The 13257-nt window shown below is 63.2% G+C and carries 17 protein-coding genes; 2 read left to right on the plus strand and 15 right to left on the minus strand.

Annotated elements, in window-relative coordinates; genetic code table 11:
* Positions 1–26: 26 nt before the first annotated feature.
* On the plus strand, positions 27–1604 hold the full coding sequence (guaA, locus tag FAZ30_RS20040; RefSeq protein WP_124644905.1) for a glutamine-hydrolyzing GMP synthase: 1578 nt from the start codon (positions 27–29) through the stop codon (positions 1602–1604).
* Positions 1605–1899: 295 nt separating this feature from the next.
* Complete coding sequence (locus tag FAZ30_RS20045) at positions 1900–3105, plus strand: tyrosine-type recombinase/integrase (RefSeq protein WP_137010105.1); 1206 nt, start codon at positions 1900–1902, stop codon at positions 3103–3105.
* 16 nt (positions 3106–3121) lie between these two features.
* On the opposite strand, the gene FAZ30_RS20050 is transcribed toward FAZ30_RS20045, so the two are convergent.
* The 15 genes from FAZ30_RS20050 to FAZ30_RS20120 all read right to left on the minus strand — a co-directional run bounded on the left by FAZ30_RS20050 (position 3122) and on the right by FAZ30_RS20120 (position 13251).
* Positions 3122–3382 (minus strand): helix-turn-helix transcriptional regulator, encoded by a 261-nt coding sequence (locus FAZ30_RS20050; RefSeq protein ID WP_137010106.1) that lies wholly within the window; start codon positions 3380–3382, stop codon positions 3122–3124.
* On the minus strand, positions 3379–3870 hold the full coding sequence (locus FAZ30_RS20055) for a hypothetical protein (protein WP_137010107.1): 492 nt from the start codon (positions 3868–3870) through the stop codon (positions 3379–3381). Before FAZ30_RS20055 ends, FAZ30_RS20050 begins: the two co-directional genes overlap by 4 nt.
* A complete protein-coding gene (locus tag FAZ30_RS20060) occupies positions 3867–4532 on the minus strand; it encodes an ASCH domain-containing protein (RefSeq protein WP_137010108.1) in 666 nt (221 codons plus the stop codon). Before FAZ30_RS20060 ends, FAZ30_RS20055 begins: the two co-directional genes overlap by 4 nt.
* Positions 4525–4734, minus strand: coding sequence for a hypothetical protein (locus FAZ30_RS20065; RefSeq protein ID WP_137010109.1), 210 nt, complete (start codon positions 4732–4734; stop codon positions 4525–4527). Before FAZ30_RS20065 ends, FAZ30_RS20060 begins: the two co-directional genes overlap by 8 nt.
* Positions 4731–5729 (minus strand): DUF5131 family protein, encoded by a 999-nt coding sequence (locus FAZ30_RS20070; RefSeq protein ID WP_137010110.1) that lies wholly within the window; start codon positions 5727–5729, stop codon positions 4731–4733. The genes FAZ30_RS20065 and FAZ30_RS20070 overlap by 4 nt, the downstream gene beginning before the upstream one ends.
* A complete protein-coding gene (locus FAZ30_RS20075; protein WP_137010111.1) occupies positions 5726–7546 on the minus strand; it encodes an ATP-binding protein in 1821 nt (606 codons plus the stop codon). Before FAZ30_RS20075 ends, FAZ30_RS20070 begins: the two co-directional genes overlap by 4 nt.
* Entirely contained in the window at positions 7543–8049 is a 507-nt protein-coding gene (locus tag FAZ30_RS20080; protein WP_137010112.1) for a hypothetical protein, read from the minus strand. The genes FAZ30_RS20075 and FAZ30_RS20080 overlap by 4 nt, the downstream gene beginning before the upstream one ends.
* A gap of 11 nt (positions 8050–8060) precedes the next feature.
* A complete protein-coding gene (locus FAZ30_RS20085) occupies positions 8061–8741 on the minus strand; it encodes a DNA translocase FtsK (protein ID WP_137010113.1) in 681 nt (226 codons plus the stop codon).
* 3 nt (positions 8742–8744) lie between these two features.
* Positions 8745–9821 carry a recombination protein RecT gene (gene recT / locus FAZ30_RS20090; RefSeq protein ID WP_137010114.1) on the minus strand — a complete coding sequence of 359 codons (1077 nt, stop codon included), beginning with the start codon at positions 9819–9821 and terminating at the stop codon, positions 8745–8747.
* A 10-nt stretch (positions 9822–9831) separates the two neighbouring features.
* Positions 9832–10737 (minus strand): YqaJ viral recombinase family nuclease, encoded by a 906-nt coding sequence (locus FAZ30_RS20095; RefSeq protein ID WP_137010115.1) that lies wholly within the window; start codon positions 10735–10737, stop codon positions 9832–9834.
* A gap of 11 nt (positions 10738–10748) precedes the next feature.
* Entirely contained in the window at positions 10749–10931 is a 183-nt protein-coding gene (locus FAZ30_RS20100; protein ID WP_137010116.1) for a hypothetical protein, read from the minus strand.
* On the minus strand, positions 10928–11272 hold the full coding sequence (locus FAZ30_RS20105) for a hypothetical protein (protein WP_137010117.1): 345 nt from the start codon (positions 11270–11272) through the stop codon (positions 10928–10930). Before FAZ30_RS20105 ends, FAZ30_RS20100 begins: the two co-directional genes overlap by 4 nt.
* Before the next feature lie 91 nt (positions 11273–11363).
* The gene (locus tag FAZ30_RS20110) at positions 11364–11543 is read right to left on the minus strand and encodes a hypothetical protein (protein WP_137010118.1); all 180 of its coding nucleotides are present in this window, start codon (positions 11541–11543) and stop codon (positions 11364–11366) included.
* Positions 11540–12958, minus strand: a complete 1419-nt coding sequence (locus tag FAZ30_RS20115) for a leucine-rich repeat domain-containing protein (RefSeq protein WP_137010119.1) — start codon at positions 12956–12958, stop codon at positions 11540–11542. Before FAZ30_RS20115 ends, FAZ30_RS20110 begins: the two co-directional genes overlap by 4 nt.
* Positions 12955–13251, minus strand: a complete 297-nt coding sequence (locus FAZ30_RS20120) for a hypothetical protein (RefSeq protein WP_137010120.1) — start codon at positions 13249–13251, stop codon at positions 12955–12957. Before FAZ30_RS20120 ends, FAZ30_RS20115 begins: the two co-directional genes overlap by 4 nt.
* Between the last annotated feature and the right edge of the window lie 6 nt (positions 13252–13257).

Raw genomic sequence — 13257 nt, forward strand, 5'->3', positions numbered from 1 at the left:
GCCAACGGAACCTTTCAAGGACAGGCATGGACAAGATCCTCATTCTCGACTTCGGCTCTCAAGTTACCCAGTTGATTGCCCGCCGCGTACGCGAAGCTCACGTCTACTGTGAGCTTCATTCGTTTGACATGCCGATTGAAGAAATCCGTGCATTCGGCCCCAAGGCCATCATTCTGTCAGGCGGCCCCAACTCGGTGTACGAATCGGACTATCAGGCCGATCCGGCCCTGTTCGAACTCGGCGTTCCGGTGCTGGGCATCTGCTACGGCATGCAGTTCATGGCACAAAGCCTGGGCGGCAAGGTAGAAGCCGGTGACAAGCGCGAATTTGGCTACGCCCAAATCCAGGCACGCCATCACTCCAAGCTGCTGGAAGGCCTGCAAGACCACATCGACGATGCCGGCAACGGTTTCCTGGATGTGTGGATGAGCCACGGCGACAAGGTAACCGCCCTGCCGGCCGGTTTCCACGTCATCGCCGAAACCCCGTCCTGCCCCATCGCCGCCATGGCCGATGAAGCACGCGGCTACTACGGCGTGCAGTTCCACCCGGAAGTCACCCATACCAAGCGCGGCACCGAAATGATCCATCGTTTCGTACTGCACGTGGCAGGTGCCCTTCCTAGCTGGACCATGCCCAACTACATCGACGAAGCGGTCAAGAAAATCCGTGACCAGGTAGGCGATGAAGAAGTCATCCTCGGCCTGTCCGGCGGCGTGGATAGCTCGGTTGCTGCCGCCCTGATCCATCGCGCCATCGGCCCGCAACTGACCTGCGTCTTCGTTGACCACGGCCTGCTGCGCCTGAACGAAGGCAAGATGGTAATGGAGATGTTTGCACAGAACCTGGGCGTGAAAGTCATCCACGTGGATGCCACCGAACAGTTCATGGGCAAGCTGGCCGGCGAAACCGATCCGGAAAAGAAGCGCAAGATCATTGGCGGCGAATTCGTCGAAGTGTTCCAGGCCGAATCCAACAAGCTGAGCAATGCCAAGTGGCTGGCCCAGGGCACCATCTACCCGGACGTGATCGAATCGGCCGGTGCCAAAACCAAAAAGGCCCACACCATCAAGAGCCACCACAATGTGGGCGGCCTGCCGGAAGACATGAACCTCAAGCTGCTGGAACCGCTGCGCGAGCTGTTCAAGGACGAAGTACGCCAGTTGGGCGTGGCGCTCGGCCTGCCGCACGACATGGTGTATCGCCACCCCTTCCCGGGCCCGGGCCTGGGCGTGCGCATCCTGGGTGAAGTCAAAATGGAATACGCCGACCTGCTGCGCCAGGCTGACGCCATCTTCATCGAAGAGTTGCGCAATACCGTGGACGAAAAGACCGGCAAGAACTGGTACGACCTCACCAGCCAGGCTTTTGCCGTGTTCCTGCCGGTAAAATCGGTTGGTGTAATGGGCGATGGCCGCACTTACGACTACGTGGTGGCACTGCGCGCCGTGGTGACCAGCGACTTCATGACCGCCCACTGGGCCGAACTGCCCTATGCACTGCTGGGCCGCGCCTCCAACCGCATCATCAACGAAGTGCGCGGCATCAACCGCGTGGTTTACGATGTGTCGGGCAAACCACCGGCAACGATTGAGTGGGAATAATATAACGTTAGTCGCTGACATTCGGCAGCTATCGTGAAATCCAACAGCCCCGGCCTTTTGCTCGGGGCTTTCTCTTTTCTGCTTTCGGCAACTATTGATTGAAGACGGAAATTTTTACCGGTATTCTTGACGGTAATCCACTTCCGTTTCATCGACTCCATTCACCATACCGTTACCTCACATTGTGTCGTTTGACGGTATCAAACAGGCTGAAACTCAGCACTGGCGCGGCTTGTAGCGGTTTTACCGTCAGCCCGGGCGATGACGGTAAAAACCCGCACCCGGAGACGGTAACGTGCTCACAGATACCAAGCTGAAGAACCTCAAGCCCCAGGAAAAGCTCTACAAGGTCGCCGACCGTGACGGCCTGTATGTAGCCGTCTCCCCTGCCGGTACCGTTACCTTCCGTTACGACTACCGCCTGAATGGCCGCCGGGAAACCCTTACCATTGGCCGTTATGGGCCTGCCGGGCTCTCCCTGGCCGCTGCGCGCGAGGCCCTGATCGAGGCCAAGAAAGACATCGCTGCCGGCAAGTCGCCGGCCAAGGAAAAGCAGCGCGGTAAACGGCAAGATCGGGCGGCAAAAACCTTCGGCGAATTTACCGTCAGCTGGCTGGCGGATTACGGTATGGCCGAGAGCACCAAGGCCATGCGAGAGAGCATTCTGAACCGCGATATCCTGCCGGTATTCCAGAATCACAAGCTCAGTGAAATTACCGACGAAGACCTGCGCAGCCTGTGCGACAAGATCAAAGGCCGTGGAGCTCCGGCCACTGCCGTGCACGCCCGGGAAATCGTCCAGCAAATTTACCGTTGGGCCATCGAGCGTGGCCAGAAGGTAACGAACCCGGCCGATACCGTCAGCGCGTCGTCGATCGCTACATTCAAGCCGAAGGACCGCGCCCTCTCCCCCGACGAGATCCGCATCTTCTTCCAGCAGCTCGAGCACGTCAGCACGCTGCCGACGATCCGCCTGGCGCTCAAGCTGGTGCTGCTCACGATGGTGCGCAAGAGCGAGCTACTTAATGCGACCTGGGACGAGGTGAATTTTACCGACGCGGTATGGACGATCTCAGCGGACCGGATGAAGGCGCGCCGGCCGCACAACGTCTATCTGTCGCAGCAGAGCATGGACATCATCATCGCGCTCAAGACCTGTGCCGGCGGCTCCAAGTTCCTGCTGCCGTCGCGCTATGAGGGCGACAAGGGAATGTCGAACGCGACCCTGAACCGGGTCATTGACGCGACGGTAGAGCGCGCCCAGGCGGCCGGGCTGCCGCTGGGGTCGTTCGGCGTGCATGACTTGCGGCGCACGGCCAGCACGCTACTGCATGAGGCGGGGTTCAATTCGGATTGGATCGAGAAGTGCTTGGCGCACGAGCAGAAGGGTGTTCGGGCGGTCTACAACAAGGCGGAATACGTGGATCAGCGGCGGGATATGCTGCAGCAGTGGGCGGACATGGTGGACGGGTGGATTGCCGGGGCCAAGAAAGAGGCCTGACCCCGGCCTGTGATGCTCATGCGGCCCTTTTGGTGGGCCGCGTCTTGCGCTGGTGCACATCCGGGCCCGGCGCTTTCTCTACGTCGTTGGCGGCTTCCTTGCGCGCCTCGATCCAGGCCACCACCTCGTCGTAATCCCACACCACGCAGCGCGAGGTCAGGTTGAAGCGCTTCGGGAATTTACCGTTGCGCTCCATCTCATAGATGGTCGAATCGGCCAGCGGGACCATCTTGCGCAGCTCGTCACGGCGGACGGTGCGTTTCAGCGGTGCATTCATTGTTCTTCCTTTCTTGCCAAGCCGGCGTCTTCCAGCTGGATCTTGAGTTGTTGTGTGCGCACGAAGCTCTTCACCTCGTACACGTCCATTCCCATGTAAGCCCGGCGCGTAAGGTCAACCACCGCACGGCCGGCGGCGATCTCCTCCTTGGCCAGATACTCGGCACGCTCTAGCTTGCCCATCAGCACCCGCACCGGGCCGGTGTCGATATCGAGCCGGTAATGCAGCGCCAGGCGCTGCCAGAGCTCGCACCAGCCCAGCATCGCAGGTACCAGCGCGTACCAGGTCGAATCCTCGAAGTCCTTGAACACCACCACGTCGTCGATTACGTAGATCTCGCCGGCATCCAGGCAGTCGAGCATGTGGTCGATCGGCGCGAAACAGCGGTGCACCTCGACCAGACTCGGGCGGTTCGGCCCGGTGTAGCGGCGCCGGGGCGGCGGTACCGGCTTGGCCCGGACAACCTCTCTACGCTGCGCGCGGTTCATACCTCGATCCTCCGGAACTCCACCACCCACACCCACGGATTGGCATTCCAGCAGCTGTTACCTTCCCAGCCGTTGATCTTCGTCCATAGCATCGAATACAGCTCTTCCGGGCAGTACCAGTTGCTGCTGTTGTGGAGCTCTGCCTCGCACGACTTCACCCCTTCGGCCAAGGCATCAGCCTCACTGATGTCCTGCAGGCGCTCGACGCGAACGCTGGTGATTTCCAGCAAGATGCGGCTGGCCCAGCGCGGCATGTGGATAGACGGTCGCCAGCCGTGCTGAAACGGCTTCGGTGCCATGCCGGCGGCTCGCTCTGCAGGGAAAAGGCGGTGCATCTCCGTCCATGACTGGTTCTTGCTGGCGGCGTAGACGACGGTGGCCAGGTCGGTGGCGAGTCCGTGAAGCTGCCAACTCTCCCGAACCCACAGCCGGTCGCCGGGCTGGCCGTACGGGCACGCCTTCAAGACGTGCGCCGGGTGAGAGCGATCAGAGTTCCACCAGTATTGCTTCCGGCCATGCTGTACATACTGAAGGCCATGGCCGCCCGGGTAAGGCTTCGGATCGAATTGCGGCTTTACAATCCGCCGCGTCTGGGTCTTCTCTCCGGCCAGCAGGGCGCGCACCATCGACGCGCTGAACAGTATCGGGCGTTCTTTAGTCATGGCACGCCTCATCAGGATCACGCATGCCGGACATCACGGCAGCTTGGTAGCGGGTGTAGCCTTCCTCGCAGTAGGCACGGTAACGCTCAAAGTCGCGGCGGCCGTTTTCCCAGCCGTGCATGTAGTAAGGCTGGTCGCGGAGCTCCGGATTCGGCTGCTTGCCGGCGTGGGCGTCGTCGACTCCCTTGTTGTACAGATTCATGCTTTCACCTCCGGATATTCATTCCACTCACGACCACCGAGCAAACGGCCAGCACTGCGCTTGCCGACCTTTACCACCGTCAGCACGTCGGCGTTTTCGTCTTTGGGCAAGTCTTCACCCCAGAAGCTGCCATCGCTGCGGATGTGGCGAACCTCGCCTTTGACGGTGCCGAATGCCGGCTGGCCGGCGCTCACCCACTCGCCCCACTGCTTGAACAGGAAAGGAACGCCGGATTGGGCGCAATGGTCCTTGAGCCGGTACGCCCAATCCGGATGCATCGGCCGGGCCTTCGGGCCACTCTCGCCTCCAACTACGACCCAATCAACGCCGGTGTCATTGAAAAAATCGGCGCGGTGCTCGAACATCGGCATCAGATCCACCGGACCAAGCAGAGGCTCGGCGCTGATCCAGCGCACCGCCGCCGGAGTCTGCAGCAGCAGCGGGATGCGCTCGTCCGCGGTGGCCTGGTCTTCAACGCTCACGCCCAGCCAGACGTTTGCATAGGGGAATGCCGGGCCGCAGTTGTCGTAGCCGCCGCGGCCGGCTTTGGCCGGTTTCCAGTCGATACCTTCCGGCATATGCTCGGAAATACGGTCATCGTCGAAGCACGCCGCTCCATCAGCAACCCACTGGAAAAACTCGACCATGCGTTCCGGTCGCTTGGTCAGCACCTGATAGGTGTGCCGTGTGGTGACGCTCATCACAGCAAACACTGCAGCAATGAACTCAAACGGCACATCGGGGTGGAACAGATCCGACATGCTATTGACGAAGATCCGGCGTGGCCGGCTCCAGCGCATTGGCTGGTCCAAGCGCTCCGGGTGGCACATCACGTCGGTGAACTCGCGGCCGTGATAGACCGTGTTCGGCATGGCCGACAGGCGCTTCCAGTCGCGCAGCGCGTAGCAGTGCTTGCAGCCCTGGGAAACCTTGGCGCAACCGGTGACCGGGTTCCAGGTGGCGTCAGTCCATTCGATTCCGGTTTTGTCGCTCATGCTGCTTTCCTTTCCTCTGCACGGGCCACGGCCACCACTTCGCCGTTTTCGATCCAGAACGACTGCATGGTGTCGGGCAGCTTGGTCGGGACTTCCTTGAGGGTGCCGCACACCACAGCGCTGTCCAGGTCGCCGCCGTAGGCCAGTTCATCCAGTAGGCCCAGCATGTCCTTGCGGCCGGCCATATCCAGCACGTCGAAGCGGTCCAGCACCACAAGCCTGAGGCCCGACAGGTTGGCCACCACCAGCGCCAGCAGGCAGTCAGTGCGCCACTGCTCAGACTCGGACAGCAGGCCGTACACGCGGCCGTCGGCGGTGATGTCCATGTCGTGGCTGATCTGTACGCGCGCCCAGCCGGCCAACTTGGCGTATTCGAACAGCAGGTCATTCACCGGGCGCAGGGCGTCGGCCAGGATCTCGCCCGGGATGCCATCCGGCGCCAAGGCGTCGGCGATCAGGCTCCAGGCCAGCACGTCGGCGTGGTGCTTACCGGCTTCCTTGGTTTTCTTGGCAGCCTCGGCCGCAGCGCGCTGGCTGGCGCGGTGGCCTTCCAGATCGGCTGCCAGCTTCTTCTGGCTAGCCTGCAGGGTGTTGATGCGCTCTGCCGCTGCGGCTACCTGGGCGTCGGTGACGGTCTCGCCGCCCTCTTCCTCCTGCAGGACCTTCAGTTGTGCGGCAGCATCCTGCGCCTGCTTGAGGTCGCGGTGGTCGTTGGCCACGGCGCGTTCCATCATGCCCAGCGAGCGCTGCAGTTCAGGCAGGTGGGCGAGGTCTTCCGGACTGGCTGGCTTACCCTCTTCATTCAGGCTACCGTGCGCGTCCTCGTAGAGGTCCAGCGCATTGCAGGCGTTGACGTAGACAGGCCGGTCGCTGCCCAGCGGCTGCTTCTCGTTCACCATGCCGTTCAGTGCTCTGGCCAGGTCGTGCACCAGCCCCGTGCGAGGAGCCGGGCCGGCGGAGATGGCCGCCACCTGATCCTTCACGTTGGCCAGATCCTGCTCATCGACCACCAGCCGCTTTTCGATGCTGGCCAACTTGCCGGCCTGCTCGGTCAGCTGGGCGATCTTGGCGGCGCGGCCACCGGATGCCTGGTGCTGAGCCTTCAGGGTGCCGAGGTTCTGCTGTGCCTGTGCAATCTCACCATTGACGACATCGAGGTCGTGCTCGGCCTGCAGGATGGCTTCCTCGGCCACCACCGGCTTGTCGGCCTTCCAGCCCTCGGCCTTCTTCTCGCCGTAGGTCTCGCCGGTCACGGCGCGCCAGGCGCCTTTCGCCTCGGTGGCGCGGGTTTTGGCATCCTTCTCAGCGGACGGGAAACCGGCGCGCAGCAGCGGCAGCACCGCATCGACCTTGACCGGATCGGCGCCACGGGCGGCCAGGCGCTTTTGCACCTCTTCAGCGCTGGCACGGCAGCCGGTCAGGGTGAACAACACGCTGCGGCGGTCGTCGGCTGCAGCCGCGGCGAAGCGTTCCGGCGACAGGACGTACTGCAGCGCTGCGCGCGCCTTCTCCGGATCCTCGATCTGCTTGCCGAAGAACTTGGTCTCGCCATCCGGCAGGGTCGTCTCGGTGCGGCGGCCGTCGGCCAGCTCGACGGAGATCGAAGCGGCCTTCTGGCCCTCGGCCACCATCTGCAGGTAATCCTTCTTCTTGCTCACGCGGGTGGGTTCACCGCTGAGAGCCATCACAACAGCATCGCGCAGCGAAGACTTGCCCGCGCCGTTCTTGCCGCTGACCAGGGCAACCGGGGCATGCAGCTGCATGTCAGCGTTGCGCAGGGACTGGAAATTGCTGATCTTGATCGATTGGAGTTTCATGCTGCTTGCTCCCGTACCAGTTGAATGACGTTCTCGCGGGAAGCGACCGGCAGGCGTGCAACCTGCAGGGCGGCTTCCAGCTCGTCGATGCGGCGGTTTGCTTTGTCGAGCGCCTGTTCCAACATGCCGGCGCTCTCGGCCTGGGCAGCCAGGGCGATGTTCTGACTCCCGAGCTCGAGCAGTTGCTTGCGCAGGTTTTCGTTGCGGAGCTCGAGCGCGGTGTAGTCGTCAGGTTTGCTGAGGACGCCGATCTGGTCCTTGAGCTGACGAACCTCCACCAGCAGGCCATGCCGCTCATTGCCAAGCCGATTGACGGCGCTTTCGTAGTCACGGCACAGCGACTCAACAGCCGTATAGCGAGTCTTGAGCAGATCATGCGCAGCGCGCAGCCGGTCATGGCTAGCGGCATGCTCGCGCAGCTGGGCGTTTTCCTGCTCAAGCTTGGTGATGGTCATCTCGGCGATGGCGACCAGCAGGAGGAGATTGATAGCGTTGGTTTTCATCGGGTCATTCCTTATCGGGTGGTCAGCACTTCACGGCTGCCATTGCTTTGCATGGGGGAGACAATGCCGACCTGCTCCATTCCTTCGATCAGGCGGGCTGCGCGGTTGTAGCCGATGCGCAGCTGACGCTGTACGGAGGAGATCGACGCCCTGCCGCTCTGCATGACGCTTTTGCAGGCCTCGTCGAACAGCGGGTCATCCTGGCCACCGCCTTCGGTCAGTGCCGTGGTGAAGGTCACGCTGGGGGCCGACTCTTCAGCGCCGAACAGATCCGGCTGGGCGGCCACATACACGTCGACCTCTTCCTGCAGCAGCTCGGCCAGCGTGGCGCATTCGTCCTTCATCGGCTGGAAGCTGCACTGCCAGGTCAGCCAGAGCTGATTGCCGTCGAGCGGCTCGATCTGGAATTTGCTGACGCGCACGCCATGGAAGCGGCAACCGGCAATCACCAGTTCGCAGTCCTGCACCTCGTGCTTGTACTTCAGCGGCTCCATCATCTGGTTGCGGACGGCACCGGTACCGGGCAGGTACAGGAAGCTCTCCAGCTGCTCGTCGAAGAACACCAGGGCGGCACTTCCTGTTTTCGCCGTCAATTTGAGGTCCAGAGCGAGGGTCTTGTCCTCGTCCGGACCTTCCTTCCGAGCATTGAAGTGCTTGATCTCGGCTTTGCCTTGGAAGTTGAACAAGGACATGGCTTACTCCATGTCGGCCAGGTCGCGCTGACGACGCTGGCGGCCCTGCGGTTGCTGCTGGTTGGCGATGGTCTGCTCGACGATCTTGGCGTCGTGGTCCGACAGGCTGCGGGCGATGTCGCGGGCCATGTCCAAGTCGCCAGCCTTCACGAAGCCCAGGGCATCTTCCAGGCCGAACATAGATTCCTGCCCGCCCTGCTCTTGCTGCTGCAGGACTTCGCCGGTTTCGAGGTCAACGTCCGGCGGCGGTGCCTGCTCGGCGCTTCCGGTACCGGCATCGTCCTGGCCAGGCTGCGGCGCGTCGTCATCGACCACGCTGTATTCGCCGGTCAGGATGGCCGCGTTGTCCTGCGTCTGGCCGGCGTCGGCACGCTCATCCAGCCCGACCGCCTGCTGCAGCTCGATCGACACCGGCAGGTACTTGAACAGGCGACGGATAACCGTCTTCTTGGCCATCTCGTCGAAGTGCGACACCCACGGGCCGTTGTTGCCGGCTTTGCTCTGCGCACGCACCTTCTCCACTTCCAGGCGGCTCATGACTTCGAACTGGATGCCGCCATCCTTGAGGCGTGCCACGGCGTAGACGTGGGTCAGCGGGCCGGGCTCGCCGTTTTCGCAGGGGACGTGCTGCAGGTCTTCATGCAGCCCGTACTGGTAGCTGAACTTGTCGTTCTGGTAGACCGCGCGTGCGGCCAGGCTGACGATCTGACCGGAGCGGCGCGCCAGGTCGATCATGCCGCGATAGCCGACGATGAACTGCACCTCGGTGATACCCTTGCGGCGGTTCTCGAACGGCAGCAGGTAGGCGTGGCCGAGTGCACCGCCCGGCTCCAGGCCGAGCTGGGCGCACTGCATGATGGCGCCGAGGAAAGAGGTCTGCTCGCAACGAGCCAGCGCCGGCACCTTGCGGATCTCGGTCAGCGCGATGCGTGCCAGGCGGTCGGACGTCATGTGCTTCGGCAGGGCCAGCGCCATCTGCGCCTTGATCTTCGGATCGGACATCAGCGCAGCGATGGTCTGCGGCTTGTTGCTGGTGGCTACTTGGCCGGTAGCGGCGGCTTTGAGGGCTTGAGTGCTCATGGTCTGGTCCTTACTTGATGCGGAGTACGCGGCTCACAGAGGCCTTGCGGAATTCTTCATACAGGGCCGGGTGGGCCACTTCGAAAGCCTTGGTATCAAAGCGGCGGGTGGTCTGACTCTTCCAGGTCAGCACCGGGCGGCCCATCACCGTCAGGGCGGTGTTGTCCTGCATGAAGAGCTTGATGCGCTCTTCCTGAACCTCGATTTCGCTCTCCAGGCGCTTCACATTGCCCTTGAGGTCACGCAGCAGGTTGAAGGCGTCCAGCACCTTCACGTCGGCCTCGATGCTGGTTCCTGCGTCACGCTCGAATAGGCGCAGGATGTCGCTCACTGCCGTGGCTGGCGGCGGGTCGAGGTTGGTGATGCGGTCCCAGAAGGCCAGTTCCTGCTCGCGGATCGCCGCGATGGTTTCTTCGTCGCGGTCGACCTGGTACACGCGGAAGTCGTCACCGCCGATCAGTACGCCGAACACCGTGCGCTGCTTACCGGTCACCATCAGGCCGTGCATGGCCTGGGCGGTGTAGTGCACCGGGATGGCATCGGTCTGTTCCTCACCCCATTCCTTGGCCTTGAACGGGCTCACGGTCTTGATCTCGATGTTCTCGCCGCTGGCGGCCTCGGCATCGATCTCGGCAGCGATGAAGTCGTATTCCGGGTCGAGATAGCGGCAGCCGCGGCGGACGATCTCCAGGCCCGTTTCCTCGGCCAGCAGGTCGATCACGTACGGTTCCATGCGCTGGCCACGGGTCAACACCTTCTGACGCATCGGGTCGAGCGGTTCGGCGCGCGGCTGGACCTTGTCCAGGTAGACGTCCAGCGGCGTGCGCCAGGGGGAGATCCCGAGGATCCCGGCGACATCGCTACCACCGAGGTACTTGGTGCGCTCAAGCTGGCCAACATTGATAGGGGCATTCATCGCAATTCCTTTCAGTAGGGGTCAGTGCCGATCAACTCGCGCAGCTGGCGGCGCTGCTCAGCGTCGTCCTTGCGCTTCTTCAAATCAGCGGAAACGGGTTTGGTTTTGAACTGCACGCCGCGCATCACGGTGCGGCTGCGGGCTTCTGCGGTGACGGCGATCCAGTCGCGCATCTGGGTGTCGTGGCCGATCACGCTGCTTCCTTCTGCATCTGCGCCTCGGCGGCGGTGTCGATCCACTGGCGGGCGAACTCGGCCAGCGCCGGATAGCGGCGGCAGAAAGCCGGATCGCGCTCGAACGCCCCGCACAGCACTTCCTTGCCGACGAAGGCGTGAAACTCGGCGACCGCCTCGGCCGGCGTGCCCGGGCCGTACAGCGCTTCGGTGAAGCCTTCGGCCAGCTCGTCGCGGCGGTCGTCGAGCATCAGGTCGGCCGTACAGGCGATGCCGCTGGCGCGGTTGTCGGCCCGCTCTTCCGCCTTGAGGTAGTGGTGCAGGTCGTGGGTGACCGCACAGGAAATTTTCGACAGGCTCATTGCAGCTGCTCCAGTGCTTGGGCTATGCCCATGAGGGTGAAGAAGGCGGCCACAGCCAGCAGGGCGCCGACGGTGCGAATCAGGAACGCTTTCACGCGCTCACCTGCTTGGTGGTGGAAGTGACGAGGCGCAGGGCCGGGACCAGGCGAACGACCATGCTGCGGCGGTCACGTTTGGCGATGCGGCCGGTGGCTTCTTCGACGGCCTGGATCTTGTCCGGCGAGCTGGCGCGTACCGTCACGGACGGCTTGAGTGCGAAAGGTGCGTTCATGCTGCTTTCTCCAAATTTTTCCCAAGATTGATGGCCAGCTCCTCAACGCAAGCCCGCGCAGCCTGCTTGTATGCTTCAGCACGATCGCCCGAGTACTCGTTATCAACACGCTCCTCAAACTCGTGGATCGGCCCCCAGAAGCAGCCGGCAGCAATGTGCGGAATATCGCCGACCCATGCGGCAAAGATCGTGCGATTGTTGCGACCGCAGTTCTTGCGGTGAGTGACATTGCTGAAATGCTCGGGGTCGAGATACACCGAGTCAGCAGAAAACGATTCCGGCAGGCTGGTGATACCGGTGCCTTCCAGGTCCAGGAAGCCGCCGACGCTCAGGCCATCCGGCAGGCTGGTGATACCGGTGCCGCGCAGGTCCAGGGAGCCGCCGACGCTCAGACCATCCGGCAGGCTGGTGATACCGGTGCCGCGCAGGTCCAGGGAGCCGCCGACGCTCAGGCCATCCGGCAGGCTGGTGATACCGGTGCCGCGCAGGTACAGGAAGCCGCCGACGCTCAGGCCATCCGGCAGGCTGGTGATACCGGTGCCTTCCAGGTCCAGGGAGCCGCCGACGCTCAGGCCATCCGGCAGGCTGGTGATACCGGTGCCGCGCAGGTACAGGAAGCCGCCGACGCTCAGGCCATCCGGCAGGCTGGTGATACCGGTGCCGCGCAGGTACAGGGAGCCGCCGACGCTCAGGCCATCCGGCAGGCTGGTGATACCGGTGCCTTCCAGGTCCAGGAAGCCGCCGACGCTCAGGCCATCCGGCAGGCTGGTGATACCGGTGCCGCGCAGGTCCAGGGAGCCGCCGACGCTCAGACCATCCGGCAGGCTGGTGATACCGGTGCCGCGCAGGTCCAGGGAGCCGCCGACGCTCAGGCCATCCGGCAGGCTGGTGATACCGGTGCCGCGCAGGTACAGGAAGCCGCCGACGCTCAGGCCATCCGGCAGGCTGGTGATACCGGTGCCGCGCAGGTACAGGGAGCCGCCGACGCTCAGGCCATCCGGCAGGCTGGTGATACCGGTGCCTTCCAGGTCCAGGGAGCCGCCGACGCTCAGGCCATCCGGCAGGCTGGTGATACCGGTGCCGCGCAGGTCCAGGGAGCCGCCGACGCTCAGGCCATCCGGCAGGCTGGTGATACCGGTGCCGCGCAGGTCCAGGGAGCCGCCGACGCTCAGGCCATCCGGCAGGCTGGTGATACCGGTGCCGCGCAGGTACAGGGAGCCGCCGACGCTCAGGCCATCCGGCAGGCTGGTGATACCGGTGCCTTCCAGGTCCAGAGAGCCGCCGACGCTCAGGCCATCCGGCAGGCTGGTGATACCGGTGCCTTCCAGGTCCAGGAAGCCGCCGACGCTAATATGTCCGGCATCATTCGCGGTGAACGGGATGCGGTGCTTTTCGAGATACGCCAGTAAATTCATGCCACTTTCTCCTGTGATTTCAGATGCTCCAGCACGGCCACGCTGAGCGCGGCGCAGTCGAACAGCTCGGCCGCATCGGTCGCGCTGTCTGCCAGATACACTTCGGTTACTTCGAAGCCGGCCGTCTGGCCGGGGTGGAATGCGGCCGGGCGCTCCGGCCTTGTGTAGATGCCGCGCACCACCAGGTCGAAACCATCAAACTCCAGCGTGACCTCGCCGCGCTGGTAGCCATGCACCAGTTCGGCCTGCCGCATCAGCTGGATGACTGCGGCTGATAGCTGGGACAGGCTCATGGCAAC

The organism is Aquitalea aquatilis, assembly GCF_005155025.1.
Lineage (GTDB): Bacteria > Pseudomonadota > Gammaproteobacteria > Burkholderiales > Chromobacteriaceae > Aquitalea > Aquitalea aquatilis.

Excerpts from the sequence above, each read along its gene's own strand:
- guaA (WP_124644905.1), top strand. The coding sequence starts at position 27 with ATGGACAAGATCCTCATTCTCGACTTCGGCTCTCAAGTTACCCAGTTG.
- FAZ30_RS20095 (WP_137010115.1), bottom strand. The coding sequence starts at position 10,737 with ATGAATGCCCCTATCAATGTTGGCCAGCTTGAGCGCACCAAGTACCTC.
- FAZ30_RS20070 (WP_137010110.1), bottom strand. The coding sequence starts at position 5,729 with ATGAGCGACAAAACCGGAATCGAATGGACTGACGCCACCTGGAACCCG.
- FAZ30_RS20115 (WP_137010119.1), bottom strand. The coding sequence starts at position 12,958 with ATGAATTTACTGGCGTATCTCGAAAAGCACCGCATCCCGTTCACCGCG.
- FAZ30_RS20110 (WP_137010118.1), bottom strand. The coding sequence starts at position 11,543 with ATGAACGCACCTTTCGCACTCAAGCCGTCCGTGACGGTACGCGCCAGC.
- FAZ30_RS20050 (WP_137010106.1), bottom strand. The coding sequence starts at position 3,382 with ATGAATGCACCGCTGAAACGCACCGTCCGCCGTGACGAGCTGCGCAAG.
- FAZ30_RS20120 (WP_137010120.1), bottom strand. The coding sequence starts at position 13,251 with ATGAGCCTGTCCCAGCTATCAGCCGCAGTCATCCAGCTGATGCGGCAG.
- FAZ30_RS20075 (WP_137010111.1), bottom strand. The coding sequence starts at position 7,546 with ATGAAACTCCAATCGATCAAGATCAGCAATTTCCAGTCCCTGCGCAAC.
- FAZ30_RS20105 (WP_137010117.1), bottom strand. The coding sequence starts at position 11,272 with ATGAGCCTGTCGAAAATTTCCTGTGCGGTCACCCACGACCTGCACCAC.
- FAZ30_RS20065 (WP_137010109.1), bottom strand. The coding sequence starts at position 4,734 with ATGAATCTGTACAACAAGGGAGTCGACGACGCCCACGCCGGCAAGCAG.
- recT (WP_137010114.1), bottom strand. The coding sequence starts at position 9,821 with ATGAGCACTCAAGCCCTCAAAGCCGCCGCTACCGGCCAAGTAGCCACC.
- FAZ30_RS20055 (WP_137010107.1), bottom strand. The coding sequence starts at position 3,870 with ATGAACCGCGCGCAGCGTAGAGAGGTTGTCCGGGCCAAGCCGGTACCG.
- FAZ30_RS20085 (WP_137010113.1), bottom strand. The coding sequence starts at position 8,741 with ATGTCCTTGTTCAACTTCCAAGGCAAAGCCGAGATCAAGCACTTCAAT.
- FAZ30_RS20060 (WP_137010108.1), bottom strand. The coding sequence starts at position 4,532 with ATGACTAAAGAACGCCCGATACTGTTCAGCGCGTCGATGGTGCGCGCC.
- FAZ30_RS20080 (WP_137010112.1), bottom strand. The coding sequence starts at position 8,049 with ATGAAAACCAACGCTATCAATCTCCTCCTGCTGGTCGCCATCGCCGAG.